The following is a 25,699-nucleotide window of genomic DNA, read 5'->3' on the forward strand; positions in this document are numbered from 1 at the left end:
AGTTGTTGTTGTTTTCTTCCATAATAATTGTGCTTTTTTGGTTATAAAATTTTAATAATTGATAAAAAGTAAATAGACTTATTTCCACGATTTTTCATGAATAGCTCCATTAACATCGAATTTTCTTGCAATAAGGTGCATTTCGATTTGTAAGGGATCTTCATTATATGCGTGGAAAGTTTCAGTAAAGTCAATGCAATAGGCTTTTTCAAAACTAAGTTCCTGAAGTTTACTCATGGCATCGCGTCGGAAAAAAGTAATTTTGCCGTCTTTCGTCTGGCTATGATCAAGCATCCAGCCTAATAATTCGGGATTTCCGGTGCTTTCTATTCTCAGGAAAATTTCGCCCCCTTGAGGCATACCCTGTGGTTTTCCTGTACCGTCAATAGATTGTTTGAAATTATATTTACATTCAATAATGTTATATATTTTACCGTCTAATTCTAATTTTGATAAAAATGACATAGTTTGTGTTTTTTGGAGTTAATAATTAATAGGTAATGAGCAATAAGCAATATTGCGGCTTTACACCGAAGATTGCCTATCACTCATTGAAAGTGGAAACAGGCATTTACCCGTAACCTATTTCCGGTTTATGAAAACTTTATACCCATTCGTTTTCGTAAGCTCCCGATCCTAATTCAATTTTTCTTGCTGAAATAGTGAAAGCTTCTGTTAAAGGATTTTCTCCCGTAGCATCGAAATTTTCTTTATGCTTTACTAAGTAAGCCTCCGTAAATTTCAATTCTTTCAAGGTAGCATCGTTATCTCTTTTTACGAAAACTACACTTCCGTCTTTTCTTTCAAAAGAGTTGGTCATCCACTCGAAAAGGTCTGTGGCACCCGTTCCTTCTACCACCACATCTATTTTTCCGCCTCTTGTTACGGTAGATGGTCTTCCTGTTGCGTCTGTTTCCTGAAACAAACCGTAGCTGATATTCAAAACGTTATATTCTTTTCCTGCTACTTTTAATTTTGCTTTAAATGACATAATTGTTACTTTTTAATTTAGTTAATTTTCTTTCTATGTTTTTTTAAAAAAAGGTCCGCAAGCCTTTCTAAGATTAAAGGTTATGAATTGTATTGAAAGGCTCTTGGACTCACAAACATGAGTTACACCCACTCATTAATATGTTTTGCACTTCCCAACTCGATTTCTTTTGCAGAAAGTACAAAGGTTTCTGTAAGAGGATTTTGGCTGGATGCATCGAAATCTTCCTTATACTTTACAATATAAGCTTCTTTGAATTTCAACTCTTTCAGCGTTGCCTCACTGTCTCTTTTTAAAAATACAACACTTCCGTCTTTTCTCTCGAATGAGTTCGTCATCCATTCAAAAAGATCGGTCTCTCCCGTTCCTTCAACAGTTAAGTGAATTTTCCCTCCTCTTACGACAGAAGAAGGTCTTCCTGTTGGATCTGTTTCCTGTAGCATTCCGAAATCTACAGCGATGATGTTGCGCTCTTTGCCCGCAACTTTGAATTTTGCTTTAAATGACATAATTAAATGTTTTAAGGTTTAAAAAAAATAATATTACCAATAATGGAATATGCCGTAAACACTTACATAAGTGTTGTTTATATCAAATTTTACAGATTATTTCTGTTCGTATTCAGTTTCCCATTCGTTACCGTCTGTTCCTTTATGACCATCCATTTTAATCAGGAAGTTTTTCGCAGGGAAATAAGGCTTCATGTGAATATCTAAATGAATTTTATCTTTCTGAATAGGATCTTGTTCAAATCTTCTGATCTCGAAGTTTTCAATCAGTTTTCCAGGCCCTGTAATACTGTCTAGAAAACGAACGATTTGGTTCATGATCTCTTTTCTCGTAACGGCTGTGAAGTTTTCGAAAGCTCTCCTGTTTAAGAAATCCATCAAAACTTTCGTTACATAATCGAAAACTCTTACTACAGAATAGGTCTGAAGTCCCAAATTATCTCCGTTGAACAACGTTTTTCCGGAGAACGCCGTAACTTTACCATATTCATTTACCATTGGGATCAGTCCAAGGTTTTCAAGATTCGCAATTTCACTTTTCTTAAGGTCGAATCTCACGCCTTCTACTTCGTTGAGTCCTCCGAATTTTTTACCTGCCGTTACCTGAGACATCAATGTTTTATAGATTTTACCTGCCAATGCCGCAGAAGGTGGAATAAACAGATCTTCAAGCTCATCAATATCTTCGAACCTTCCTCTGCCCACGAGCCAGTTACAGGTCATCAAAACATTCGATCTGTAAATATCACCTCCGGTAAGGTACGCCTGATCAAACATTTCCATCACATCATCCGGTTCATCAAGATGTTCGAAATCTGTAATCAACATTACCTTATTTTCATGAGCCATTTTAGCCCATTTTTCAACCACTTTATTAGATCCCAAATACCCCGGAATTACCAAAATTCCGTAATTGCTTTTCAAATCTAATCTATCATAGTTATCAGCCAGTTCAGCATGAATCGTATCAATAAAACGTGTGTTATCAAGATCTTTCAGCTGATCTAAAGTTGAATTTACCACCGTAATATTTTTTACTTTTTCTATTTCTGTATTTTTATAGAAAAGTGCTGCCGTTCTGTAATTTCCCTCCAATTCTTTCGTTACCTCAACTGCTCTGGAAAGGTTTTTAGCCAAAAGATCTTCAGCAGATTTTCTCTGCGTTTCACAGTCTGCCACCATGTCTGTTAAAGAACTGCTCTTATTGATTACATCTGCCCAAAGTTCCAGTGTCTTTTTCAAGGTTTGTCTCTCCTTTTCCTTACTTTTTTCAGTTAAGAAAATTTTTCGTCTAGCTTTCCTATCTGGGTTAATATTTTGAACATTCTCGATAGAAGTTTCAAGCAGGTCAAAACCTCCATAACGAGCAAGTTTTTCAATTAAATCATCAATGCCTAGCTGAACTTGTTTTTTCTGCTCTAGCACAGGAGTTTCAGTAGTTTGCGGAGCCGCTTGTGGCTGTTTGTTATTATTATTCATATTATTTTGTGTTTTAATTATTTATTTTCTTCCAGTTCTTTAATCAAATTTTGCAATGTATCGTAAAGTGCTTTTTTCGCATCCGGATCTTCCAACGCGGCTTTCAAAATTTTGTTTGTTTTCAATTGCTTTACAATTTTTTGATATTGATCTTTCTCCGTCTCAAGACCCAGCAAAAATTTACTTTGTCCTGTAATACCTTTCGTTCCGAAATCACCTAAGTTTTTGAATCTCAGGTTTTCCATTTTCACAGATCCGTTGGCATCTTCAAAATCTACTTTCACTTCTGGCTTAAAGTGTTCGAAAACCCTGTCGATGGTATTCAATCCTTCCACCAATTCAGGTTTTACAGGATCGTTTGCCGTTAATTTCTGTGCTAAAAGCGTTCTGTTTTGAGGGATCTCGAATATCGCCTCACTTGCGTCTAATGGAACTTCATTTCCACCAATTCCTTTGTTTGTTAACATAGTGTTTTTGTTTAAAAATTGTATTAATATTATTTAGTGATTTATCACTTTTCAAAAATCCTGTATGGATATATATTGGCTGATGCTTTTTGTAATTTTAAAAGGAAACTTTCTCTCAAAAATTCCCATTCAGATTCTTTTAAATCTTTTTCAGAATTTCGAATAAGAAAAACGTCAATCGTTCTACTGAATCCTCCTTTTAATGAAACTTCTTTCTTCGTTCCCTTCTGAACTTGAATATCTTTAATCGTGCTTTTAAAATGGCTCATTCCAAATGCTTTGATATCTGCCACCGTCACAATTCGCCCTCTCGTTAGCAAAGAATTTCTGTATTCCAGGATTTTTTCCTGTGCCGAAAGACTTGTTCTTCCTCCCACAGAACCTTTAATCATCACAGCAGTTTTATCCAAGGTAGATTTCTCAGAATCTTCCACGGTAAGCACCGTTGCTGGCTTTACGTCATTTCCTTCTTCCGCGAGAGTCAGCCAATAAGAGATGTTGCAGGAAGTTTCCGTTTCCTGAGCATCTGCATCAATAATCAGATAAGGATTATTGGTTTGAGAAAATTTCTTTTCTTTGGCTAATTGATGCAGAGCCGCCACATTTTGATTGATCTGCCTTAGCGTTTTTGTCGCCGAATCTCCTCCAATGCCTGAAAAAGCAGCCGTTTCATCTTTAATTAACTCTAAAAGATACTGCAACAGTTCAGAAGCACTTCGCTGATCGAATCTCGAAACGCCTCCTTTTCTTAAAAAAGCGGTCGTTCCTGTTTTCTCCTGCGAATAATTTTTGATATCAAATCGTTTTCCTAAATCATCACGTACATAATCGAGATCAAGAAAATAATCATCAGACTGAATCGGAATAATATTTAGCCTTCCAAAGACTCTTTTATGAGATTTTACATTATAAGTATTGATTACCGGAATACAATTCAGCGTCACACTTACATTTTCAAGAACTTCACCCACAACAGCTTCGGAAAATTTAAATTTTAGCCAAATAATCTCTTCCTCTTTCGACAGTTCGTTTTCAACAAAATATTTTGTAAAAAGTTCCTCATTCTGAGGTTTTTCCTGATGGCTGATTTTATCTTTTATCGTGAAAAAATTTCCGAAATAATACTGATTCACATCATTATAAATATGCTGTAAATCTGAATAATTTTTCGTGATAATATTATCCAGATTAATATCTTCCTGATTCACATTATAACCTTCATGAAGCGAAAGCTCTTTATCCCCAAGAAATATTTTCGCCTGCTTCAGATAATAGAAAAATAATTCTCGCTGATAATTATTATTGATGTCAATATAAAGCATCAAATTTTTAAGCTCGGTATTTTGCGGACATTTAATTCCAATCCATAATTCTCCTGACGGAATATGATTTTCACTCCTTGCAATTGTATCACTGAAAAAGAAGCTTTCAACCCTGTTCATCATATTTCCATACGCGATATATTCTATCTTAGCCGTCGTTAGTTCTGCTTCAATCGTCGGGCTGAAAAGAATATCTTTATTTGTCGCTTCTGTTGGATTGAAAACATTGTGAATTCTTTTACTCGTCTTGAATTGATTATACACCGATGTTTTTCCTCCATTTTCCAATGGAAAAATCTGAATCAACGATCTTGCCGGAACTACTCCTGAAACTTCTTCCGGAAACATGATTTCAAGAATCCGCTCAATAATTCTGGAACGCGAACTTTCCAGCTCAAAACCTAATTTTTCAAGCTCCGAAGCTGTTGCAGAAAGCAGTAAACTTACAATGGGATCGAAAGATGTCTCGGCCTCAAGCTCGTTGTATCCCCACATTCGGGCTGCTCTGCGAAGTATTCTGTCTTTTATTCTTTCTTGATTCATGCTTTTAATATGAAAGAGGTCCTACAAAAAATGAATTCTTGAACAAAAAGGGTCTGTTGGTTTCCAACACTTGTCCTTTTACAGAGATTATAACCTTTTTTTTCATTCTTCTTTTTCCGATAGTTCCTAAATTATAATCACTTACCGAAACTTCTACGTCTTCCATAAAAAGTCTCTTCTCATGCATTATAACACCTTTTTTCAATGCGCTTACAATATATTCTTTCAGTTGATTATCACTTTTCAGCAAATCAAAATCCAGCTCCCATATTTCTGTACCGAAAGTTTCATCAAACTTGCATTCTCCCAAAGCGGTAGTAGCCACGAGAAAAATCTGCTGACTGATAGAATTGTCGATAGAGATTTTATCGGCATCTTTTTTATGAATAATCCCTTCAAAATCCATCGGGACCTTATAATAAATTCCTTTCATCTGATTGATTATAAATAAATTGTTCTTTTAATATTTCCCTTATCATCGTATTCAAAATTCTTTGGAACTTCCTTACGACGAATAATCTGTAATTCTACTTTTGGTGTGAGTTTCAAAAATTTTTCTCTGTACAAAATATCTCCAATAAAGCTTTTGCCACCATCTTTATCTACTACGATAAAATATTGGAAAACATCTTCCGGTTTTTTAAATTCATTAATATCTCCGGCATACAGCATAATGTTTTTATCTTCACTTTTCAAATAATAAATCAATTCATCATGTGATAATTTTCGATGTCTTGAAATATCAAACTTTTCAATACGTTCCAAAGTTGGCTCGTAAGGTATATTTTCGTACAGATACGATGTCTTGTCGAATTTTTTAAATCCCAAAAAAGAAAGAATACTTCTCTTGGTCTTAGTTTTTGTAAAACTTAAAGTGTCGCGGGTTACCTGATAAGATTCTGTTTCATTGGTTTTATCATCCGTAACCGTTAATTTATACGTCGGAATTTCAATTTCTTTGTCTCCGATTTTCAAATTAATTTTTCCTGTTTCCTGATCCGAAATTACAATTGAAATGGTATGCTTGCTTAATCCCGAATTGGTTCTCACAATAATTTCTCCATAACCTTTCGCAGCGGGTGCATGAGGATCTTTTGTAATTCCAAGACCAAGATTAAGTTCCGGAAGCGGGCTCATTTTTTTCTTCTTTTTTGTGTTTTTTAATTTTTACTTCATCTGTTTTTTTCACTTTGTAAGCTGCTAAACAATTCAATTGATTATCAATATCATAGTTTTGAGCTTCACTTACATACAGTTCATAATTTTTCTCGTAAGCATATATTTTAATCGAGGAAATTTCGTTTTCCTTTAATTTTAAATAATCTTTCTTACTCAATTGTTTGGCAAAATATCCTTCGCAGTTTAAGGCAAAATCATTCTTAAAAGTCACTACTTCACCCGATTTAAAGAAAATATCAAGCACTTTATCTTTTTCAATACAAACATTTTTATCAGCAATTTGTATATACATAAAGATTTTATCTTTTCTTTTTCCGAACTGCAAATTGACATACACATATTCTACATTGTCTACCCGAAGCGATATCGCAGGTGTGCTTGCAAAATATTGATTATGTAGCTTTTGCTTAGTCTGAACAATTCCGCAGTCAAAATTCGCCGAATTTTCATCGGTATTTCCAGCCATCTGTTCCTGAGCCTCCATCAGTAAAGAGAAGCCTACGAAAAAAATGGTGAAAAATAATCTTAACCTCATCATAATTATTGAGCCTGATACAATTGTCTACATACTTCAAGATCGGTCTTCATCTTATCATACTCTGCCTTCAATGCGACGTTTATTTTGCTTAAACTATCCATTGTTGCCTGATTTCCAGAAAGATGCTTAATTTCTTTCTTTGCATCGATAAGATCTTTAAAAGTCATGATCGTATTATTATACATCACTTTATTTTTCAAAGTATCTTTTGGCAATTGCTTATACATATCTGCCAAAATCGACAATCCCAATTTTTCATTGAAAAAATCGTTCTGACCAGGAACACCAATAGAATCTACCGCAGATTTTACCTTTTCTAACTGAAAGGAAAATTTATCCTGGGTTTCCATTTCTTTTTTCATTTTGGCATTCTCGGTTTTCAGCAAACTATTTTCTTTAAAAGGGAAATAGGCATTAAAGAAAACTGCCGTTACCAACACGATAACCGTGATTAAAAAGAATAAAATGAAAAATGAAAAGGCTCTTGCTCTTTCTCTTTTATTAAGAACTTCCATATTTAGATTTGTGTTTTATAAGTTATTAATCTGCAAGAAAAGTTCTGCTTCGTTTTGCATGAATTACAGAATCTCTATCGTCTGTATTTTCTGATACGAAAATACTTCCGTCACGTTTTTTACCAATATAATCAAGACGGTTAAGCACCGAGAACAATTCTTCAAGCGTTTTCATAAATCTTGTGATCTTAGCAACAGCCATATCAATTTGATTATGATTGTATTCTGCATTAATGACCTCCGAAAAAATCGTTTCAAAATGCCCTTGACTTACGTTGCACCATTCAGCAAAATAATTCAATAACTCCTCTTTTCCCGCTCCGGATCTTGAATCAATAAAATTCTTCAACACTCTCGCCATCGCCACCACGGAAAGCAGCATCTGCGCAGGCGAAACATGAGGTGACATCCAGCGGAATTTGTTGATTTCCAACCCCAGATAATTCAACGTTTTGTCTGCGAGAGACTGCATCATCAAGGCTAAAGCATTGGATTGCTTTTTCAGATGAATTTTTTGCTCAATCTGAACCGCATACAATTCAATCTGACCAAAAAAATTATCGATTTGACCGTACAGATCTCTCAACTTTTGATGCGCAGAAACCGTAACACATGGCGGAATATAATTGTCATCAATCCTTGATTCTCCGGCATTCACCAAGATTTTACCTATGGTTAAATAGTTAATTCCGAAGCCTAACATATTTTTCAACTCCTTTTCAGGAACAAGATTCAGAGAATATTCCGGCTGGGTAAACGGATAACGCGGCGGGTTTTCTTCCGGATCAGGCTCTCCAAAAGGTGTTCTTTTAAAGTGATTGACCGAAAGACAAGCCAACAGCGTCATGGTTTCATTGTCTTTAATTTCATACGTCGCTTCCGGATAAGGAATCGATAAATTAATAGACTCAGAAGTTCCTTGTCCAATATCAATTCGTGATCCGCTGGGCGTGATGGCATGACATTCATCTACCCTTATTCTCAACAATTTATGATTATCAATAATAAGACTCATTTTAATGGAATCTTCCACGGGCAACAGCCCGTAATTAATCATTGAGGTATGCACACCCACAGAATCTCTCACCGCATCGTTTACAAAATTCTGAACATCGATAAAGTGGTTTTTATTTATTTTCATCCCGTCTATCCAGTTGACTGGGAAATGGTTTAACTTTTCTATCATTGGATTGTTTTGTTTTATTTTTTTATTGAGGGTTATTTTTGTTTTATTTCTAAAAATCAAGCAAAATTATATAAGGTTAATGCAGACAGTAGAACCAATATTATTATCACAATTAAATTAGCAGTGCCCTGTTCATTTTTCTTCAAAACATACCATACGATGGTTTCTAAAACCATATAAATAAGCCATATTCCATAAAAATACATACTCAGATAAAGTGCACCTAATGCACCGGAATGTTTATCCATTATTGACAATACCACAAAAAATAATATAATTGCTCCTATCAAAACTCCTAAGCGTATCATTATATTTTTTCCGACATCCATCTCTTCCTTTTTTTGAGTCAATTCTTTTTCAGACTCTTTGATATCAAACATTTCATTAAATTTCATTGCTTTGCTTTTTATAAAGTTTAATAAAAAATGGAAGTAAACCAGCGAAGGATAAAACATCAACGAGGGAAAAACCTTGAAAAAGAAGGCTTATTTCTGAATCAGAACTAAAAGATAAAATGATAATAGAAATTATAAAAAATACGATCTTTATAATAATACTGATTACGGCTATGAATGTTACTTTTTTCATTTTTATTATGTTTTTTAATTATTAATCATTACTCCAAACTCCTTCTACTTTATATTTCTCTAAAGGAATTTCTTTATCACCACATTTTACCGAGACTTTCATATCATTATACTGAAAGGTGGGTTTTATAATAATATCCATTGGCTTTCCGGGATCACTCTTTTTAAAATCTTCAAAAACCTTTAACATTTCCTGATCGTTGAAAGTGATCTCGGTATTATAAACGGTAAAGGAAAGATTGACATGATACGGAATAGCCGCCGTCATATATTCATTTTTCTCTAAATCCTGTGGATATAAAATATTAGCTTCGCCATTAAAATATTCGTGAGATTCAAACGTAAATTTATCTTTTCCATCATAAGGTTTTAATACGAAACGGTACTTAAATTTTTCGCGATATTTATCCCATAAACCATAAGGAATTCCTTTTTCTTTAATGATCGTTTTAATACTATCAGGAACTGTTATTCTATAAAGATCATCTAAAAACTCTTGTTGAGTTTCTGCCTTCTCAACTAATCCTGTAAAATCATTCTTATCTACATATACTTCTTTAGCTTGAAGTCGGCAGATTTCCACTCGATGATGACCTGCAGATAGAAAAACAACAATAACACCGCCAGGAGCCGCAGCAACCGTAAATGTATCATACGTTCCAGGAACTATATGCTCTACTCCGTTATTATCAGGATAGCCTTTTACCATAAACCCCTTCCTAAACTCTTCCAATATTTTAGCAGTGGGAAGGTCTGCATCAACATTGTAAAATTTCTTTTCTGCGTATGCTATATAGGTAAAATTAAGGTGTGCAGGCATTACATCTCCCCCCTGTGCACCATCAGCACCATCAGTAACCCAATCTGTATAAGTTCTTCCCACTCTCGACACAGCACATATAAATTCTTTTTTATTATCTGCAAGCCAACCCTCATGTACTTCAACAGGATATTCTTTTGGTGCGGTTACCGTTACACTATAGCTAAAATTGGTTCTATCCATTATATTTTTTTCACAACCCTGTAATCCTAGAATAAGAATTATACAAAGTATATTTAACAATTTAGTGTACATTCCGTTTTCTTTTACCGTTTATTATATTTGGGATGATTTTTTCCGGATACCCATGTCCCAAATGCTTCCCTTCGATCCCCATAGGTAGAGTTCCAATGAAGATAATGGTATCTAAGTTTTCTAATTTCTTCATTATCTTCCTCATTTTTAAAAGTCATGGTTTTGCTTCCATTGAAACTATAATTCCACAATCTTTATTTATATTGGTTGTAAGTGTGTTTGAATAACTAAAATCTGCATTTTTTGTATTATCCTTATTTCTACAACCATATAAAAATGAGAATAGAACAATTAACAGCAAATATTTTTTTTTCATCTTTTTATTTTATAGGATACTTTACAAACTAATAGACTTACTTTTTATCAATTAAAACAGGAGTATTATATTTCCAATTCTTATTTGCAACAACAGAACTTTTAATATAATATTTATTATCTTTTTTAATCAAGTAAGCAAGTGTATCTATTTTAGAGTGATCAGAAAAACCGTCACCTTCAATGGATTTTATATATCTTATTATCAATACACCATTTTTTTCTTCAGCTTTACATTCATCCGTAAAGTATGTTTTGTAACCCATTCCTGAAAATGTACATTTATTATCATATACTCCAATATCATAGCCAATAGACATTTCTGAAAATTCGTCTAATTTTCCATAATCTACATTAACTGAATAATTACCTTGCCATATCTTATCTATCTTTGATAAATTTGAAATAGATTCATTTTTAACACCCTCATTATCATCTCCTTGACTAGATATTTCAGGGAAAAACTCATAGCACTTAGATGTTTTACAACCATATATGTCATTATCTAAATAATAGTAGCCCCCAGCATTTATCGTTATTTTATTCATTTTTCCATTGGATTTTATAGTTGCTTCAATTTCACATGGAAGATTACTATAAGCATAATGTAAATCTGTAGGATTGATTTTTTCTGAATGATTTATTATTTCTAAAACATCTTTTTTAGATAACTTCCAATGTTTAATTTGTGAAATATCTTCTTGTGAAGATGAATTTTTACCACATATTATATTATTAACATTCAATATCTCAAAATTTTTTGAGCTAGATATTTCTTGCTTTTGTTTGTCATTTTGCCCTTTACAGTTTTGTAAACTTATAAGTATTAAAAGAAAAATTATATGTTTCATTTTTTTATTTAAAATATGATTGAATAGCTTTTAGTACATATTCTCCTTCACCTTTTGTTTTACTTGAAACATCTTCATGGCAATGGAGATCTTCGAATTTTAGAGAATAATATTTTAAAAGAGCTTTTGTAAGACAGGCTACTGACATAGCTTGTTTTTCTGTTAAATCCTCCCATCCCACAATTTTTTTATCATTAACTGTAGGATTTCCATCCTTGTCTATTGGCATACCTACAACTTCTATCCCAATTGATTTAGAGTTCCAGCCTTTTGCATGATTAGTTTTATAATCTAAATGGGCAGTTTGAGTTATATCTCCATCTTTTCCTACTATAAAGTGTGTTCCATAATATACTCCTAATCTTTTATTACTAAACGCATTGATCGTTGCCTGAGTTGTTTTTGTAACAGTCCTATGCAAAATAATTCCAGACAGTTTTTTAGAATTAATAAATTTAGATTGTTCTAAAACATCTACTCTATGTTTTTTTATTTGAGAATTATCAATAAATCCATTGACAATTAAAATCTTATCTAAATTACAAATACAATCTGCTTTACAGTCTAAAGTTATTTCTTTATTTTCTGTAGATTCATTTTTACTATTACATTCAAATTTTGTCACTTTATTGGCCATTCCTTCTGTGATATAAATTTGAACTTTAGTCTTTATTTCTGACTTCCAAATTTTACCATCTTTGTTGATATCCATTCCACTATTTGAGTTGTATGCATTAACTCTTAAATTTTTAACTTTTTGTGGTTCTAAAGTTCTTGTTGTAAGTTTTTCTATTGATGAAGCAAATACTATATGCTCCTCTTGCATTGATGAAGCAGGAAATAATACTTGCAGATAAAAGTCTATAAACTCGACTTTTTTGCCTTTTAGGGGCTCAAAATATTTTTTCACATAATCCAGCTGTTTAATATCAGTCATGTCAGCAAATTCTTTTACTCTTTTTAATTGCCAATCTTCCTTTTGTTTAGTCTTTTTGTTATATTTCTTACCATAATAATTTTTAACAATCTCAATAGTTACCTCCTTTCCTAATAAACTAGAAGCTGTACTGGGCATAAATTGGATTAAACCTGTGCCTCCAGAGTTTGCTTGATTCGGGGCATCACTTTTAAACGTTCCACCACTTTCCCATCTAAATACAGCCATTAAATTATTAGCCATTTCAAGATAATTTTGAGGCCATAAATCCATACAAATTTCCACAACCCTCTTCCTAAATCCACAACTTACCTTATTTCCCCAAATCAAATCATATTGCTTACACAAACACTTTTCCTCCTTCTTCTCAATAGGTTCAGAACTTACCGTCACTACTTTATTTCCTAGATCTATCGGAGGATTCGTCCCGATTTGTTTTTTCATTTTACCAATAATGACAACCTCCTCTATTAAAGTCTCTCCATACGTTTTGTTAGTGTCAACTCCACTACTACTTACGGTCTGTATTTTTACATAATCAGGATTTTCAACTTCTACATTTTTACTTACAGATGTATGCTCAGCAGCTTCTACAACAACATAATATTCATGAAGCTTATCCTGACTGCCATCCATCATGGCATTGGCTATTTTAGCAAAATTGGGATTCAACTTAAATTCATGCCATAGAAAACCCTTTTCGTTCAACTTCTTTGTTATTTCAGCTACTTTATTCTGTTCATTTCTCTTGTTATGACCTCCACCATTTACATCATCTTCATATAAACTTAGCTTCATCTTTTCACCAAGCATATTCTGTGTATAAACTTTTACTTTTATACTTTGATTATATTTCAGAATAGTATCTTCTTTTATAGGCGTATTATCTATTTTGAAAAGATCTACTCTGGTAATTTTTTTGTCGGTTCCCGGCAATAATTTTATCATCAATCCTGGAGGGCTTCTGCGCTCAGGCTCATATATATAAGCTTCCATCATCAGTATTTTTCCCACCAACATTTGGTTAGTAATCTGAAGCGGAACACGATATCCTAACTTGGCAGAATCGTTATACTTAGGTTTTAGCTCGCGCCAGCTAGTAGTATGCTCATCAAGTACATACAGCTTCCATCGTGTTGTCTCCACTTTAGATTTGTCGGCAAGATCATAAATCCTGCTAACTTCATAAAAAACCTTTTCCCCCAAACGGACTTCAGTAGGTCCTTTAATTTGAGATATTCCTCTTTTACTCATCTGTTTATACTTTGTATAGATTATATATAATCATATTCATCCGGCTGCATTTCCATTTCATTTAGAACTTCTATAAAATCAAAGAAAGGACACAATTCCGCCAGCACATTTGGGTCTGCATTTTTCAGATTCTGAGCGGTCACCTCGCATACCTGTCCATGATCTATAATTTCGATACAATCTTTGGCTCCAACGGGGCAGGTAGCTTTGCTGTCTTCCAGCAATACATGTCCTTTATTGTCTTCAATTGTTATTTTTTCATAATAACCACTCCATTCTGTTACCACTGCCTGACAGGGATTGTTATTCATTTTAGAACAATTCCCGAAGGTATTTTTCTCAAATGTTTTTCCGATATCTTTATGGGTGGCGGTCAGCTTTTTCTTTCCATCTTTATCATTGATGTAGCGTTTGCTTTGGGTCTTCACCTTCAGGGTATCCGGTGTAGTCCCAAAATTACATTTGCAGGTTGCGCCTTGGCAAACAAGATGTTTTTCGCTCATACTTTTCGTTTCAATTATTGTACGTCATTAATCAATTTTATTCCTCCGTTTCATAACATTCAAAAGAGATACTTTTATAGTTTCCTGCCTTATTAAGATCTATCGTTCCCCAAATGCTTGAAATACTATTATCCATAGCATTCAGCATATAGGTAAAATCCAGATTGCCTGATATTTTTTCATATTCTGTTTTCTCTTCATTTTCAGCATCTATGTGCTTTCCTTTTACGGAAATCTTAAATTTCCCTTCTTCTGTTACCTCTTCATAGATGGTCATTTTAATATCATACCCTATCTGTTGCTCTTTCGGAAAAACAGGAATTGCTGTTTTAAACGAATAGGTATGATCTTCTTCAAACTTTTCATACAGAGGAAAAAAATACAATACAAAGAACAGACTGTCTAAAATTCCGCGCTGCGTTTTCCCTCGGAATTCTAATTGCTGGTCTAGGTTTTCAATCAGTTTTTCTACTATTTCACCTTTATAATAAGAGGTAAGCTTTTTCTTTTTTATTTTCCATCTGTTCTGTATCTCAGAAAAGTTATCTAGATGCTTCAATCTTCCGCTTTCATAGAGTTCCAAGTGCATCGGATAAAAAATACTTCCCACCTCATCTGCTATTCTTTCCATTGTCAAATCGGGTCTTTTTTGATTAAGATACACCGACCTTCTCATCAGCATTAATTTAGAACGCTCACTTTTTTTCACCTTCATGATATAATGCATCTGCTGCTTTTCACCTCCATTATTTTGTACCGTTTGTACAATGCCATATATTCTTTCAAATTTTTTACTATTGTCCAGCACATTTGGCGTTCTGTAATACGGTTTATTTTGTTTCTTATTTCTATAATACCCCGTTTCTGTACCCGGAACCGGAATGTAAATAATCTCTACATGCGGCTGTATATCAGGATCTATAAGATCTCCCACCGGGCAATATTTATTATGAAACCATCTCAATTCTGCAGGATCCAGCTTGAAATGTTCTGCAAGTTTACCTAAGGTGACTTTCCCCATGGGTATCCTGCATGTTTTATAATTAAGGCTCATAATGAACATCTTCTGTTATCACCTCTTTTTCATCCTTTGCCTTTTCCTTAGATTTTTGAGTATTTGCCCCATCTTTTTCCTTTGTATATTCATAATCTGCATCCTTTTTATCTCTGCTTTTATCCTGCCCCATCACCTGCTCGGTACGCATACAGAAAATCACACTATTTTCCTCAATTCCATTCATATAAAGAGTAAGTTCCGGATCGATATATTTTGTACTTTCATACCATTTAGGCTGAAGGAAAAAGACCCAGTTGAACAAACCATTTTCGTCTTTAATCTGAATTTCATCATCCGGATGCTTATCGTTATAATCCATAATGAAGTTGTAAAAGAGTCGGCCAAAATCTATTCGGGTAGGCCCTTTAGCCCGATAAACCCCATATTTAGTCGCATTTTTATCTTTATCCATCATATAGGTAAGCAATACCGTATTTCTCCATTCATGTTCTTCCAGCCCTGAATCCTGTTCGTAATCATCAGGAAACTTCCATGTTTTATAAATTTTCGGCGGAATAGCCATCGCTTTAGTAAATGTATCGTTCAAAAACGTCGGAATAAAGAATATGATGTAATGCCCCAACATCAGAAACATAAAATCGACTCCGTTTAAAAATGTATAAATTAACATAAACGGAATCACAGAATATGTTATCGTCAATAAGGCAAACAAATATTCTTTTCCTGAATTATTATCTCCGAATTTGTTGAAATAAGAACGGTACATTATGCAATGGATAATGCCCATCAACAATGAACTTATCTGATAAAAAATAAATTCATACAAATTATTATCAAGGAACAATTTATTGTATCCTAAAAAGGCAATCACGGAATAAACAAATGCCATAGAGAAACAATAGATATAAAATTTCGCTTTATACTTTTGCTTAAACTCGGAGGTCTTTTGAGAGAAAATCATGGTAAGGATGATGATAATCGCCAAAAGAATTACACTCGCAGCTAAAACCTGCGGTTCTAAAAGGTTGATAAAATATTTTTTCAATTGCATCATATTCTTGTGTTATATCCTAAAACTGAACTTTCTTCATTGGTAAATTCAAATTTTTGTTTTTCTTCGGGTAAAAGAATCACTGTATCTATTTCTACTTCTATGGGGAAAAAGTATTCGTAAAACAGATCCAGGAACTTTTTCTTTTTACCGTCATGGATATAATCAACAAAATTTGAGTTTTTCAATGGTCCTATTTGTATATTAAAATGATTGGAATAATCATCATAGCTGTTTCCAGTAATAAAATCCAGCCCCAGCCTGCTGTCTCCCAATATTATGCTTTCATTTTTGTCTGTATATTTTTGATGGGTTTTATTATTTACAACCACCTCTTCATCCAAAAGGTTAGCCAAAATTTCACAAGCCAACGGTATGTCTCCCACAATTTTATAAGCGAAAGGCAATACCCGTATAAATTTAGAGATCAACATTTTAGGAAAATCTTTGCTTATTCCCCAAAAATCATAAAACATATCGGCTGCCAAAGCGCCATTTAAATCTGATAGAAACTGTCTTTCAAAACCTTCAATCGCAACGCCGTACGTGAAAATTTCATTTTCAAAAGGCTGAAAAAAAGTTCGCGCTCCTTTCTGTTGCTTCTTCTGGTTTCGATGCTCGCGAATCATAACATCCACATCTTTCTGAGGAGTATCATTTCTTACATTATGTACCAAACCTTCCGGTAGCATATCATAAAGGCTATCTCTCGAAAGTGCAATTTCTAAAACCTGTGTCGCATCAAAATCATAATCTGTAATCTCCGCATCCAGAATGTCAAATCGATACGCTCTGGAAAACTGTCCGTCTTTGGAAACCACATATTCCGCCTCAGAAATATCTTTATTTTTCAGCAAATCATTGATAATAACCTCTGCACGAATATCATGTTTTAAAGAAGTGATATGACGCGCCAGATCTGTAAGCCTTTCCATAATTAATTATTTGTAGATTTCAATCTTCCTGCTGCCACATATCTCAACTGAAAATATTCATCATTGAAATTGTAAATATTCAAACCATCTGCAGTACACGCCAAAATACGGTCGTTGTGCAGATAAATTCCGACATCTGAAATCGGACGATACTTATCATACCTAAAAAAAAGTATATCTCCTTCGCGTAAAAACGTTCTTCCCGTAAAAAGCTGAATAGATTTTGATCTAAAAATACCATCCGGCGTTTTCGGAAAGGTAACTTTAAATACATCACTGTATAATGCCTGCACAAAATATGAACAGTCTACGCCTACTTTTTCTTCTAATTTTTGAGACTTATAAGGTGTTCCCAACCATTGATCGATATATCCGTAAAATTGATAATTATTAATTTCTTTAGGCATAACTTTCAGAATTATAGAATATTTTTCTTTAATTCTTAATTGTTCGTCACTTAAATTTTCCTTATTATCATCAACAATAGAATAATTTTCACCAATCCCTTTCTGAGCATACGAATTATCATCTAATTGATCAGACGGATAGTTGTATGGAATATCTAAAATGTATTTCTTGCTGTTACATGAAACTGTAAAAGTGAGTAGTAAAAAAACTACAGGTAAAGTAGTGTTATTAGTTAAATATTTCATCATCGGTGTGTATGGGACAAATTTATAAAAAAAATTTAATTTCAATCACTTTTTGTTGAAATATTTTTATTTATATTTGTAAATTCACAAAAAGCACAATGAAAAAAACTACCTCAAACCTAGTGGACAACAAAGTTTTAGTAAGCTTAGGAGTCATTTTATTAATCAGTTTACTTTTCCTTTTATACCAATTTACCCGCCATGTCGATTGCGAGAACGCCAATTTTGTAGTTCATTCCGACGATTACATGATCAATAATGTGGTGGAATATTATGATAATACTCCGGGTGCTAAATCTTGGCAATGGGATTTTGGCGACAGCACAGCTATAGATGTACGTCAGAGAACGATGCACACGTATAAAAAGCCTGGCGAATATTTAGTAAAACTTAAAATCAACGGAAACTGTGTTCATGAAAAAATGATCACGATTTCCAGTATAAGTCAGCAAGTTGGTTATCTTCCGACGATTATCAGCCCGAATGTTGTTACCGTAGGAGAAACCATTTCTTTTAATGCAGAAAAAGAAGGCGGCGAATCTTGGGAATGGAGCTTTGGCGAAACTACAAGAACCGATGCTTTAGGAAAAAGCCCTTCATATGTTTTTAAATCTGTTGGTGATAAAAAAATTACCCTTATCGTGAATGGTGATGTAGAACATACGGCTGTAAAAACCATTTATGTAGCCCCGAAAACCATTACTGCTAAACAAAAAATTGATATTAAATCTTACGAATTTGAAAAACCGCATACCGCTTTCTCGCTCCCAATGGGCAGTGCACAGAAAGACCCGTTGGTAGATATGATGCAATATATTCCGGTTTCTCCTAAATCGGTTTCGAAAACAGATTCTGTGATTGCCGAGAAAAAAGCACCTGAAATTTCGAACGAACAGTTTAAATTACTTCTGAATCAGGTGGCTGCAGAAGCAAAAACAAAAGATGATTTTAAAGATTATGTATGCGGAAAATTTGATATTCCGGTGGTTGCCAATGATAAAAAACTAATTCCGTTTGATCAGTTCTGCCAATCTATTGCAGGCAAAAAGATAAAAATTACGGCTATTAGAATTAATAAGGATAAGAAAAACTGTATACAGAATATCAACGTTCAATACAAAGTAAAAAAACTAATGATCTGGGTTAAAGAATAAAACACACCAAAATGATGAATCAACAGGAAATTATTTATAATCAAGAAGTCACAAAAGCTCTTGAAATTGCCCAAAAACTGGGCAGGCAAAATCTTAACTCCACTTTTACGGGAGCCCATCTTTTAAAAGCAATGCTCAATAGAGATCTGTCTCTTTTAAAACAATTGGAAAACTTAGGAATCGATGTTTTTTATCTCGAAGAATGGGCTGAAGTTCGAATTGATGACTCACCAAAATCTCCCAATACTTTCTCTTGCGAACCAGATGAAATCATTGATGAAATTTTCGCAGAAGCAGATTCTGTGCGAGAAATTTTAGGGTTGGAAAATATTACACTTTTCACATTAATGGTGGCGATAAGCTCTCCCGGAGTCGCATTTTCGTTTGATCAGATGAAAACTTTTCCCGTGACAAGAAATGATCTATTAAAAGATGTTTCTAATCCTTCAAATAATATTAGTTCAGCAAATACAACGTTTCAACCGAAGACTAACAAGGGATTTATTCAAAAATATTGTATTAATAAAAACGAAGAAGTAAAAAAGAAAAACAAAAAAGAACTATTAGTAGGACGCGATGTTGAAATTAATAAAATAACCGAAATATTGTCTCGATACAGTAAGCAAAATGTTTTAATCATTGGTGAACACGGTATTGGTAAAACAGCTTTAATAGAAGGTTTTGTTCAAAAAATACTATTAAAACAAATTCCGGATGAGCTTTTAGGATTAGAAATTTTTGAACTAAATATGGGAGCTTTAATCGCAGGTGCTTCTTATAAAGGCGAAATTGAAGACCGAATAAAAAATATTGCTCAGGAACTGAAATCTATTCCCAAATCTTTATTAATTATAGAAGAAATTTCATCTCTTTTAGGAAGTCAAAATTCAGATTCTGGAGTTACCAATCTTTTGAAAAGTGAACTCGCAAACGGCTTAACCGTCATTTCAACAACAACGATCGAAGAATACAGCAAAAAAATTGAGAAAGAACAAGGTTTTGCAAGTATGTTTGAATTGATAAAAATGGAAGAATCTACAGATGAAATTCATTTTAGAATGCTTAAACAAACTCTGGTTGACTATCAAAATCATCATAAAATAAACATTCATGATCAGGCTATAAAAGAGGCTATTCGCCTTTCTCAGCGTTATATGAAGGAGAAAAGTTTGCCTGCTTCTGCTATCGATTTGATAGATCATACAATGGCTGTCGTAAAAACTGCAGGTGAATCTTTCATTAAGGAGAAAAATCATCTTTTAACGAAAATTATTCACCTAGAAGATAATGTCAATAATCTTTCTCCAGAAAATAGAAAAATGCAGGCAGAATGGTTACTGAAAGATTTAGTTGAAAAAACAAAATATCTTATCAGTACTTCCGAAGAAGCTGAAGAAAAAGAAATTTCTGACTTTGAAAATACCGAAAAACTTTTAACTTTTTCGAGAAATTTAATTGAAAAAACAGAAAAAATAGCTCAGGATAAAAGAACACATATCACAGATCTTGATTTAGCCTTAATTATTTCCCAAAAAACAAATATCCCTATTGGAAAGTTGAAAGAAGAGGAAAAACAACGACTTAATGAAATGGAAGATATTTTGAGCCGTCGTGTTGTAGGGCAAGATCATGCGATAAAAATTGTGTCTGAAGCCGTTTTAGAAACGCGATCCGGGTTGAGTAAAGCCGGACAACCCATTGGTTCATTTTTCTTTTTAGGTCCCACCGGAACCGGAAAAACAGAGCTGGCAAAATCATTGGCTGAGTTTTTATTTCAGGACGAAAATGCCATTATCAGATTTGATATGTCTGAGTTTAAAGAAGAACATTCTGCGGCGCTTTTGTATGGTGCTCCTCCGGGATATGTGGGGTATGAAGAAGGTGGATTGTTGGTAAATAAAATCAGGCAAAAGCCCTACTCTATTGTTTTATTTGATGAAATTGAAAAAGCTCATGCTTCCGTTTTTGATGTCTTTCTTCAGATTATGGATGAAGGAAAATTGCACGACAGATTAGGAAAAGAAGGCGATTTTTCAAACGCTATCATTCTTTTCACTTCCAATATTGGTTCGGAATTTATTGTTGAATCTTTTGGCAATGGTGAAATTCCGCAATCATCGAAACTATTGGAAATGATGAGCCGATTTTTCAGACCTGAATTTTTAGGAAGATTAACGGAAACCATACCATTTGCACCAATAAGTAAAGATAATGCGCTAAAAATATTTGAAATTCACTTGAAAAAAGAATTGCTTGATTTAGTTAAAAATGTAAACATTGATCTTGAAATCAGCCAAAAAGCTAAAGAATTTTTATCCGTAGAAGGATATGATATAAAATACGGCGCCAGACCACTGAAAGGCGTTATAAGAGGCAGATTAAGAAGACCTCTTGCTAAAAAAATTGTTTCGGGAGACTTTAATGAAGGAGATAAAATTTTTGTTGATCTGAAAGATGATGAATTAGTCTGGACGAAGCAATAATGTCAATTAATTTTAGGTAAAAAATCCCAGCCACAAAGGCTGGGATTATTGTTTGAAAGATAAGCTAACAAAATTTTCAAACAATATAATATAGCTATATGAATGTATGGTGTATTAGTTTAGTTACAAATGGTTAAAAAGCTATGATTTTTCATGTGTAATTTAATTTTTGCTTCAGATTTTAAAGTACTGAATGTGCTGTTTTCAAAGGCATGAACAGCTTTCAACTTTTGATCGATGAAATCTGCAATCTTTACCACAGAAAAATGAAAGTTTCTATATAAAGATATATCTACCGTACAGCCATAACAAGGTAAAAAGGCTTTCAGGAAAGGAATTGTCTTTTGATGTTCGTCATAGTTTAAACAATATCCTGTTTGTTCTTTTGTCGTAATAATTTCATAGTGATTGATATAATCCTGCACATTTTCTTTTGATTTATCTAAACCTTTTTTCTGAAAATAGGCGTTAATCTTATCTAAAACATGCTGTGCATATTCCATCATAGTGATGGTTTTCAATTCTGAAATATTATTGATACCTGGCTTTAGCGCTTTGGTTTGCTTTCCGTTTTCATAATCTACACAAAAGGAGATTCCAAAATTATCGAAGTAAGGAAAAAAACAATTTTTAACCTTGATCACCGCATCGGTCTGCAGCTTATTTTCTGAAAAGTTATAGCAAAGATAACGTCGGTACATCTCTGCCTGATTTTTCAGGAAGTCGATTTCACTGGCGTTATCGTAATGTTCAAACCACTTTTCAAGATTATCATAATAGTCTTTTTCAAATTTCCTGAAACTAATATAAAATGGTAATTCCATAGCTTTGATGTTTTAATATGACAAAGCTAATTGGGAGATGCGACAAAACTTGACGTGTTTAAATTATTTTCTTTTGTCTCGAAACAAAAGAAACAAAAATTCAAGACCTGGATTTAAAAGCTAAAAATAAATCTTGTTCTCTAAAAATTCTAAAACTTGCGCGAATTGATGATTAGTTCTTCGATTCAAGTTTTTTCTCGCGCTTCAAACACTAGAATTTTTTTTACGCTCACAAAGTTTATTTTCTTTACGCTTTTAACTCCGAAGTCGGAATTAAGAAATTTCAAAATCTTCTCTTACTATTTATCATAATTTTTCATGATATATTCAAAATAGTGAATCATTTTCATATAGTTTTCAATGCTAATATATTCGTTAGTGCTGTGAATACTTTGTTTCTCTGCATCATTGATTTTAATCGGCATAAATCTATAAATATTCTTACTCACAATTTGATATTTGTAGGCATCTGTAGCTGCAATGGTGAGATATGGAGTAACGATGGCCGAAGGATAAATCTCTTTGATGGCCTTTTCCATAATATGGAAAGAATTTGTATCGGAAGGAGAAACTAAAGAGGCTTCGCGGGTGTTGTCTATTTCTTCAACCTCAACATCAAAACCTTCGCACGCTTTTGCTATATGGTCTTTGACTTCTTTTATGCTATTGCCGGGAATTAATCTGAAATTGACCAAGAATTCTACTTCGGGAGAGAGTACATTTGGACCATCGCTGCCTTTCATCATAGTAAGTGCCGTTGTTGTTCTTACTAATGCGTTTGTAGAATTGTTTTTGGTGAGTTGTGATAATAAGACAGGCTTAAGCAACCATTGATTGGCGATTGCTAATCTGTTTGCAAACGGCATAGATGCACCAATGTTATCAAAAAAGTCATGAATAAGCGGAGTAATTACGGGTTTCATCTGATGATCTTCAAGTCTTTGCATAATGATTGCTGCTTTGCCAATAGCACTTTCCATTGGGGGCATCGAAGAATGCCCACCCAGACCTTTTACTTTTATTCTTGCGGAAAGAAATCCTTTTTCGGCGCAACCTATAACGGCAACATCAGAATCTATTCCTTTTACGCTACCTTTTTCTAATACTAAACCGCCTTCGTCATAAACAGCGTCGAAAATCAATCCTTTTTCTTTGAAATGTTTTGCAATTTGCAGGGCTCCTTTTTGTCCGCCTACCTCTTCATCAAATCCGAATGCGAGATAAATATCTCCTTTGGGGACATGTTTAGATTGAATAAGATTGTTAAAAGACTCTAATAGCGAGAAAAACATGCCTTTCATGTCTATCGTTCCGCGACCGTAGATTCTTCCATTAGCAACCGCGCCTGAAAATGGAGAAAAATCCCAATTTTCAGCAACTTTTGTTACAGCAGGTAATGCTTTATCGTCTGGTCTAAAAACATTTTGGTCATTATTTATAACATCTGCGTCTCCCGAAGGAACAACATCCATATGAGATAAAAATAAAATAGGTTGTAGTGCAGGCTCACTTCCTTTTAGTTTAAAAATTAATCCATAGGTATTAATTTCTACGACTTCCGTATTTTGATAAACAAGAGGATATGTTGTTTTAAGATAATCTTTAAATTGATCGAAAGTAGAATAATCAAACTCTCCCAGTTCACCTGTAGAAACAGTGGGAATTTTTATACCTTCTGCTAATCTTTGAATAGCATCATCGTTTCTGATAAATTTATATCCTCCTGAATTTTCAGTATTTACTTTTTTAAATGGATAAGTGAAGGTTCTTATCAGTAAAAATATGATGAGAAGAATAATTATACCTGCGAGAATAAATAAAATCTTTTTCATAATAATAGTATTTGTGATACTGATTGGGTTTATGACAAATATATAGAAGAAATTTGGGTTTCGTGTACTAATCTTTAGAAGACTTAGTTTAGTTTTTACGGTAGTAAGTTTATCAGTAACATCGTTTAGTTTAACTTTTACATAGACTATTTTAATTTTTACAATGCTTAGTTTATAAATAACGATGATAGTTTTAACTTTTACATTGGTAATTATATGTTGTAGGTTTACTAGTTTATTTTTTACTTTTTCTATTTTACTTTATTCGGTATTCATTTTATAATTTACATTGATTGTTTTATACGCTACGATAAGTATTTTAATTTTTACTGTGGTAGATTTATATTTAGTTTTTGAAATTTTATAACATGATAAAATTTTGAGAAATTACTGGTCTAAACATTTAATTTTAAAATAGATAAATAATTTTTTATTGATAACAATTATATATTTTATCATTCTATTTTTTAATATTCTATTTAGATTCTTACTGAATGACAAATATTGTGGGCTATCATTTAAAATGAGTTTATTTAAATGAATTATAAAATAAAAAACTCTTCTTTGATCATATTAAATCATGACAAGAGTTTTTTATAAATGAATGATAATAATAAATCTCTATTTTCTTTTTGTGAATAATATTTTTGAAATTTGTTTATACTGAGGGCTTGTGGCACCAAATACGGATTTAATATATTGCTTTATTTCTTTGGATATCTGACAGAGCCCTAAAAGTGGATCATAAAGCACTTTATCTCTTTCTATTCTCGCATTAGAATAATCTGTGTAGGAATGAATAAGAAATGTGTTTTTCTGCTGTAAGCTAAACAGTTTGTTTTGTAAAGTAATCACTTTTAAATCTTCTTCATTAGGACTATAAGCTACACTTTCTTTCAGTACTTGTAAAAGATTTGAGAAATGATTTATCTTACTATCATAACTCAATTGAGAAGTAGAAATAGTTTTTGTAGGTAGTTCTTCTTCCTCTTTAGATTCTGATATTTCTGTTTTTGATTTGGTAATACCCTGAAGTTTTTTGTTGTAGGATTTTGCATCTTTCAACATTAAAGGATTGGTTTCTGAAACAGCTAATGAATTGATGATTTTTGTAGCTAAAATTCCCAAGTTTTTAAATTCGTTTGCTCTTTGGCTTGTGGCATTAGAAAAGGTAGTTTTTTTGTTTTGCGTATCTGCATATTTTTGGATAGCATTTTGATAAAGAATTTCGAGGTTTACAATTTTTAATTCTTCTTTTATGGGATTGTATTTATCGCCATATCCTCTACAAAACGAAATAATATCCTGAAAGTTTGCAATGTTTTTTGCATGACCCGTTTCGCTAACGGAGTTTTTAGTGCTTTTCATATTTATGTTGTTTATTATAACACAAATATAATTTTTTGTTTTAATAATTTCAGGAAAACGAATTTTAATAATTTAATTATCAAATAGTTATAATCTAATTACAACTTTTAAACAATTGAAAGTAAATTAT

The 25,699-nt window shown here is 33.1% G+C and carries 25 protein-coding genes; 2 read left to right on the top strand and 23 right to left on the bottom strand.

Annotated features, from left to right (window positions below):
• Positions 1-78 precede the first annotated feature (78 nt).
• From tssD (OXQ85_RS09325) to OXQ85_RS09420, 20 genes are all read right to left on the bottom strand, one after another.
• Positions 79-465 carry a type VI secretion system tube protein TssD gene (tssD, locus tag OXQ85_RS09325; protein ID WP_267403890.1) on the bottom strand — a complete coding sequence of 129 codons (387 nt, stop codon included), beginning with the start codon at positions 463-465 and terminating at the stop codon, positions 79-81.
• A gap of 139 nt (positions 466-604) precedes the next feature.
• Positions 605-991 carry a type VI secretion system tube protein TssD gene (gene tssD, locus OXQ85_RS09330; RefSeq protein ID WP_267403892.1) on the bottom strand — a complete coding sequence of 129 codons (387 nt, stop codon included), beginning with the start codon at positions 989-991 and terminating at the stop codon, positions 605-607.
• 122 nt (positions 992-1,113) lie between these two features.
• Complete coding sequence (tssD, locus tag OXQ85_RS09335; RefSeq protein WP_267403893.1) at positions 1,114-1,500, bottom strand: type VI secretion system tube protein TssD; 387 nt, start codon at positions 1,498-1,500, stop codon at positions 1,114-1,116.
• 96 nt (positions 1,501-1,596) lie between these two features.
• On the bottom strand, positions 1,597-2,979 hold the full coding sequence (locus OXQ85_RS09340) for a DUF5458 family protein (protein ID WP_267403894.1): 1,383 nt from the start codon (positions 2,977-2,979) through the stop codon (positions 1,597-1,599).
• A gap of 17 nt (positions 2,980-2,996) precedes the next feature.
• Positions 2,997-3,446 (bottom strand): hypothetical protein, encoded by a 450-nt coding sequence (locus OXQ85_RS09345; RefSeq protein ID WP_267403895.1) that lies wholly within the window; start codon positions 3,444-3,446, stop codon positions 2,997-2,999.
• A 44-nt stretch (positions 3,447-3,490) separates the two neighbouring features.
• On the bottom strand, positions 3,491-5,311 hold the full coding sequence (locus OXQ85_RS09350) for a type VI secretion system baseplate subunit TssF (RefSeq protein WP_267403897.1): 1,821 nt from the start codon (positions 5,309-5,311) through the stop codon (positions 3,491-3,493).
• Between the two features lie 4 nt (positions 5,312-5,315).
• Positions 5,316-5,744 carry a GPW/gp25 family protein gene (locus OXQ85_RS09355; RefSeq protein ID WP_267403899.1) on the bottom strand — a complete coding sequence of 143 codons (429 nt, stop codon included), beginning with the start codon at positions 5,742-5,744 and terminating at the stop codon, positions 5,316-5,318.
• Positions 5,745-5,752: 8 nt separating this feature from the next.
• Positions 5,753-6,448, bottom strand: a complete 696-nt coding sequence (locus OXQ85_RS09360) for a hypothetical protein (RefSeq protein ID WP_267403901.1) — start codon at positions 6,446-6,448, stop codon at positions 5,753-5,755.
• On the bottom strand, positions 6,426-7,025 hold the full coding sequence (locus OXQ85_RS09365) for a hypothetical protein (RefSeq protein WP_267403903.1): 600 nt from the start codon (positions 7,023-7,025) through the stop codon (positions 6,426-6,428). Before OXQ85_RS09365 ends, OXQ85_RS09360 begins: the two co-directional genes overlap by 23 nt.
• 5 nt (positions 7,026-7,030) lie before the next feature.
• Complete coding sequence (tssO, locus tag OXQ85_RS09370; protein WP_267403905.1) at positions 7,031-7,543, bottom strand: type VI secretion system TssO; 513 nt, start codon at positions 7,541-7,543, stop codon at positions 7,031-7,033.
• A 25-nt stretch (positions 7,544-7,568) separates the two neighbouring features.
• Positions 7,569-8,729, bottom strand: coding sequence for a type VI secretion system baseplate subunit TssK (gene tssK, locus OXQ85_RS09375; protein ID WP_267403907.1), 1,161 nt, complete (start codon positions 8,727-8,729; stop codon positions 7,569-7,571).
• A gap of 56 nt (positions 8,730-8,785) precedes the next feature.
• Complete coding sequence (locus tag OXQ85_RS09380) at positions 8,786-9,124, bottom strand: hypothetical protein (protein ID WP_267403909.1); 339 nt, start codon at positions 9,122-9,124, stop codon at positions 8,786-8,788.
• Between the two features lie 214 nt (positions 9,125-9,338).
• Positions 9,339-10,319, bottom strand: coding sequence for a DUF2931 family protein (locus OXQ85_RS09385; RefSeq protein WP_267403911.1), 981 nt, complete (start codon positions 10,317-10,319; stop codon positions 9,339-9,341).
• Between the two features lie 425 nt (positions 10,320-10,744).
• Positions 10,745-11,557, bottom strand: coding sequence for a DUF5991 domain-containing protein (locus OXQ85_RS09390; protein ID WP_267403912.1), 813 nt, complete (start codon positions 11,555-11,557; stop codon positions 10,745-10,747).
• A 4-nt stretch (positions 11,558-11,561) separates the two neighbouring features.
• Entirely contained in the window at positions 11,562-13,748 is a 2,187-nt protein-coding gene (locus OXQ85_RS09395) for an N-acetylmuramoyl-L-alanine amidase (protein ID WP_267403914.1), read from the bottom strand.
• Positions 13,749-13,768: 20 nt separating this feature from the next.
• Positions 13,769-14,251 (bottom strand): DUF4280 domain-containing protein, encoded by a 483-nt coding sequence (locus tag OXQ85_RS09400; RefSeq protein WP_267403916.1) that lies wholly within the window; start codon positions 14,249-14,251, stop codon positions 13,769-13,771.
• Between the two features lie 37 nt (positions 14,252-14,288).
• A complete protein-coding gene (locus OXQ85_RS09405) occupies positions 14,289-15,272 on the bottom strand; it encodes a hypothetical protein (protein ID WP_267403918.1) in 984 nt (327 codons plus the stop codon).
• A gap of 22 nt (positions 15,273-15,294) precedes the next feature.
• Complete coding sequence (locus tag OXQ85_RS09410) at positions 15,295-16,323, bottom strand: TssN family type VI secretion system protein (RefSeq protein WP_267403920.1); 1,029 nt, start codon at positions 16,321-16,323, stop codon at positions 15,295-15,297.
• Positions 16,320-17,255 (bottom strand): type VI secretion system baseplate subunit TssG, encoded by a 936-nt coding sequence (locus OXQ85_RS09415; protein ID WP_267403922.1) that lies wholly within the window; start codon positions 17,253-17,255, stop codon positions 16,320-16,322. Before OXQ85_RS09415 ends, OXQ85_RS09410 begins: the two co-directional genes overlap by 4 nt.
• Before the next feature lie 2 nt (positions 17,256-17,257).
• Positions 17,258-17,908, bottom strand: a complete 651-nt coding sequence (locus OXQ85_RS09420) for an NlpC/P60 family protein (protein ID WP_267403924.1) — start codon at positions 17,906-17,908, stop codon at positions 17,258-17,260.
• A 98-nt stretch (positions 17,909-18,006) separates the two neighbouring features.
• Here OXQ85_RS09420 and OXQ85_RS09425 point away from each other — a divergent pair, with 98 nt between their 5' ends.
• The gene (locus OXQ85_RS09425) at positions 18,007-19,062 is read left to right on the top strand and encodes a PKD domain-containing protein (protein WP_267403926.1); all 1,056 of its coding nucleotides are present in this window, start codon (positions 18,007-18,009) and stop codon (positions 19,060-19,062) included.
• A gap of 14 nt (positions 19,063-19,076) precedes the next feature.
• Positions 19,077-21,545: an ATP-dependent Clp protease ATP-binding subunit gene (locus OXQ85_RS09430; RefSeq protein WP_267404385.1), complete on the top strand. Its 2,469-nt coding sequence runs from the start codon at positions 19,077-19,079 to the stop codon at positions 21,543-21,545.
• Between the two features lie 119 nt (positions 21,546-21,664).
• Here OXQ85_RS09430 and OXQ85_RS09435 read toward each other — a convergent pair whose 3' ends face one another.
• The 3 genes from OXQ85_RS09435 to OXQ85_RS09445 form a co-directional block, all read right to left on the bottom strand.
• Complete coding sequence (locus tag OXQ85_RS09435; protein WP_267403928.1) at positions 21,665-22,369, bottom strand: hypothetical protein; 705 nt, start codon at positions 22,367-22,369, stop codon at positions 21,665-21,667.
• A gap of 299 nt (positions 22,370-22,668) precedes the next feature.
• On the bottom strand, positions 22,669-24,201 hold the full coding sequence (locus OXQ85_RS09440) for a M20/M25/M40 family metallo-hydrolase (RefSeq protein ID WP_267403930.1): 1,533 nt from the start codon (positions 24,199-24,201) through the stop codon (positions 22,669-22,671).
• A 621-nt stretch (positions 24,202-24,822) separates the two neighbouring features.
• Positions 24,823-25,569 (bottom strand): hypothetical protein, encoded by a 747-nt coding sequence (locus OXQ85_RS09445; protein ID WP_267403932.1) that lies wholly within the window; start codon positions 25,567-25,569, stop codon positions 24,823-24,825.
• Positions 25,570-25,699 lie beyond the last annotated feature (130 nt).

The organism is Chryseobacterium sp. GM_Chr_2, assembly GCF_026540445.1.
Classification (GTDB): Bacteria; Bacteroidota; Bacteroidia; order Flavobacteriales; family Weeksellaceae; genus Chryseobacterium.

Excerpts from the sequence above, each read along its gene's own strand:
- tssD (WP_267403890.1), bottom strand. The coding sequence starts at position 465 with ATGTCATTTTTATCAAAATTAGAATTAGACGGTAAAATATATAACATT.
- tssD (WP_267403892.1), bottom strand. The coding sequence starts at position 991 with ATGTCATTTAAAGCAAAATTAAAAGTAGCAGGAAAAGAATATAACGTT.
- tssD (WP_267403893.1), bottom strand. The coding sequence starts at position 1,500 with ATGTCATTTAAAGCAAAATTCAAAGTTGCGGGCAAAGAGCGCAACATC.
- OXQ85_RS09340 (WP_267403894.1), bottom strand. The coding sequence starts at position 2,979 with ATGAATAATAATAACAAACAGCCACAAGCGGCTCCGCAAACTACTGAA.
- OXQ85_RS09345 (WP_267403895.1), bottom strand. The coding sequence starts at position 3,446 with ATGTTAACAAACAAAGGAATTGGTGGAAATGAAGTTCCATTAGACGCA.
- OXQ85_RS09350 (WP_267403897.1), bottom strand. The coding sequence starts at position 5,311 with ATGAATCAAGAAAGAATAAAAGACAGAATACTTCGCAGAGCAGCCCGA.
- OXQ85_RS09355 (WP_267403899.1), bottom strand. The coding sequence starts at position 5,744 with ATGAAAGGAATTTATTATAAGGTCCCGATGGATTTTGAAGGGATTATT.
- OXQ85_RS09360 (WP_267403901.1), bottom strand. The coding sequence starts at position 6,448 with ATGAGCCCGCTTCCGGAACTTAATCTTGGTCTTGGAATTACAAAAGAT.
- OXQ85_RS09365 (WP_267403903.1), bottom strand. The coding sequence starts at position 7,025 with ATGAGGTTAAGATTATTTTTCACCATTTTTTTCGTAGGCTTCTCTTTA.
- tssO (WP_267403905.1), bottom strand. The coding sequence starts at position 7,543 with ATGGAAGTTCTTAATAAAAGAGAAAGAGCAAGAGCCTTTTCATTTTTC.
- tssK (WP_267403907.1), bottom strand. The coding sequence starts at position 8,729 with ATGATAGAAAAGTTAAACCATTTCCCAGTCAACTGGATAGACGGGATG.
- OXQ85_RS09380 (WP_267403909.1), bottom strand. The coding sequence starts at position 9,124 with ATGAAATTTAATGAAATGTTTGATATCAAAGAGTCTGAAAAAGAATTG.
- OXQ85_RS09385 (WP_267403911.1), bottom strand. The coding sequence starts at position 10,319 with ATGGATAGAACCAATTTTAGCTATAGTGTAACGGTAACCGCACCAAAA.
- OXQ85_RS09390 (WP_267403912.1), bottom strand. The coding sequence starts at position 11,557 with ATGAAACATATAATTTTTCTTTTAATACTTATAAGTTTACAAAACTGT.
- OXQ85_RS09395 (WP_267403914.1), bottom strand. The coding sequence starts at position 13,748 with ATGAGTAAAAGAGGAATATCTCAAATTAAAGGACCTACTGAAGTCCGT.
- OXQ85_RS09400 (WP_267403916.1), bottom strand. The coding sequence starts at position 14,251 with ATGAGCGAAAAACATCTTGTTTGCCAAGGCGCAACCTGCAAATGTAAT.
- OXQ85_RS09405 (WP_267403918.1), bottom strand. The coding sequence starts at position 15,272 with ATGGGGAAAGTCACCTTAGGTAAACTTGCAGAACATTTCAAGCTGGAT.
- OXQ85_RS09410 (WP_267403920.1), bottom strand. The coding sequence starts at position 16,323 with ATGATGCAATTGAAAAAATATTTTATCAACCTTTTAGAACCGCAGGTT.
- OXQ85_RS09415 (WP_267403922.1), bottom strand. The coding sequence starts at position 17,255 with ATGGAAAGGCTTACAGATCTGGCGCGTCATATCACTTCTTTAAAACAT.
- OXQ85_RS09420 (WP_267403924.1), bottom strand. The coding sequence starts at position 17,908 with ATGAAATATTTAACTAATAACACTACTTTACCTGTAGTTTTTTTACTA.
- OXQ85_RS09425 (WP_267403926.1), top strand. The coding sequence starts at position 18,007 with ATGAAAAAAACTACCTCAAACCTAGTGGACAACAAAGTTTTAGTAAGC.
- OXQ85_RS09430 (WP_267404385.1), top strand. The coding sequence starts at position 19,077 with ATGAATCAACAGGAAATTATTTATAATCAAGAAGTCACAAAAGCTCTT.
- OXQ85_RS09435 (WP_267403928.1), bottom strand. The coding sequence starts at position 22,369 with ATGGAATTACCATTTTATATTAGTTTCAGGAAATTTGAAAAAGACTAT.
- OXQ85_RS09440 (WP_267403930.1), bottom strand. The coding sequence starts at position 24,201 with ATGAAAAAGATTTTATTTATTCTCGCAGGTATAATTATTCTTCTCATC.
- OXQ85_RS09445 (WP_267403932.1), bottom strand. The coding sequence starts at position 25,569 with ATGAAAAGCACTAAAAACTCCGTTAGCGAAACGGGTCATGCAAAAAAC.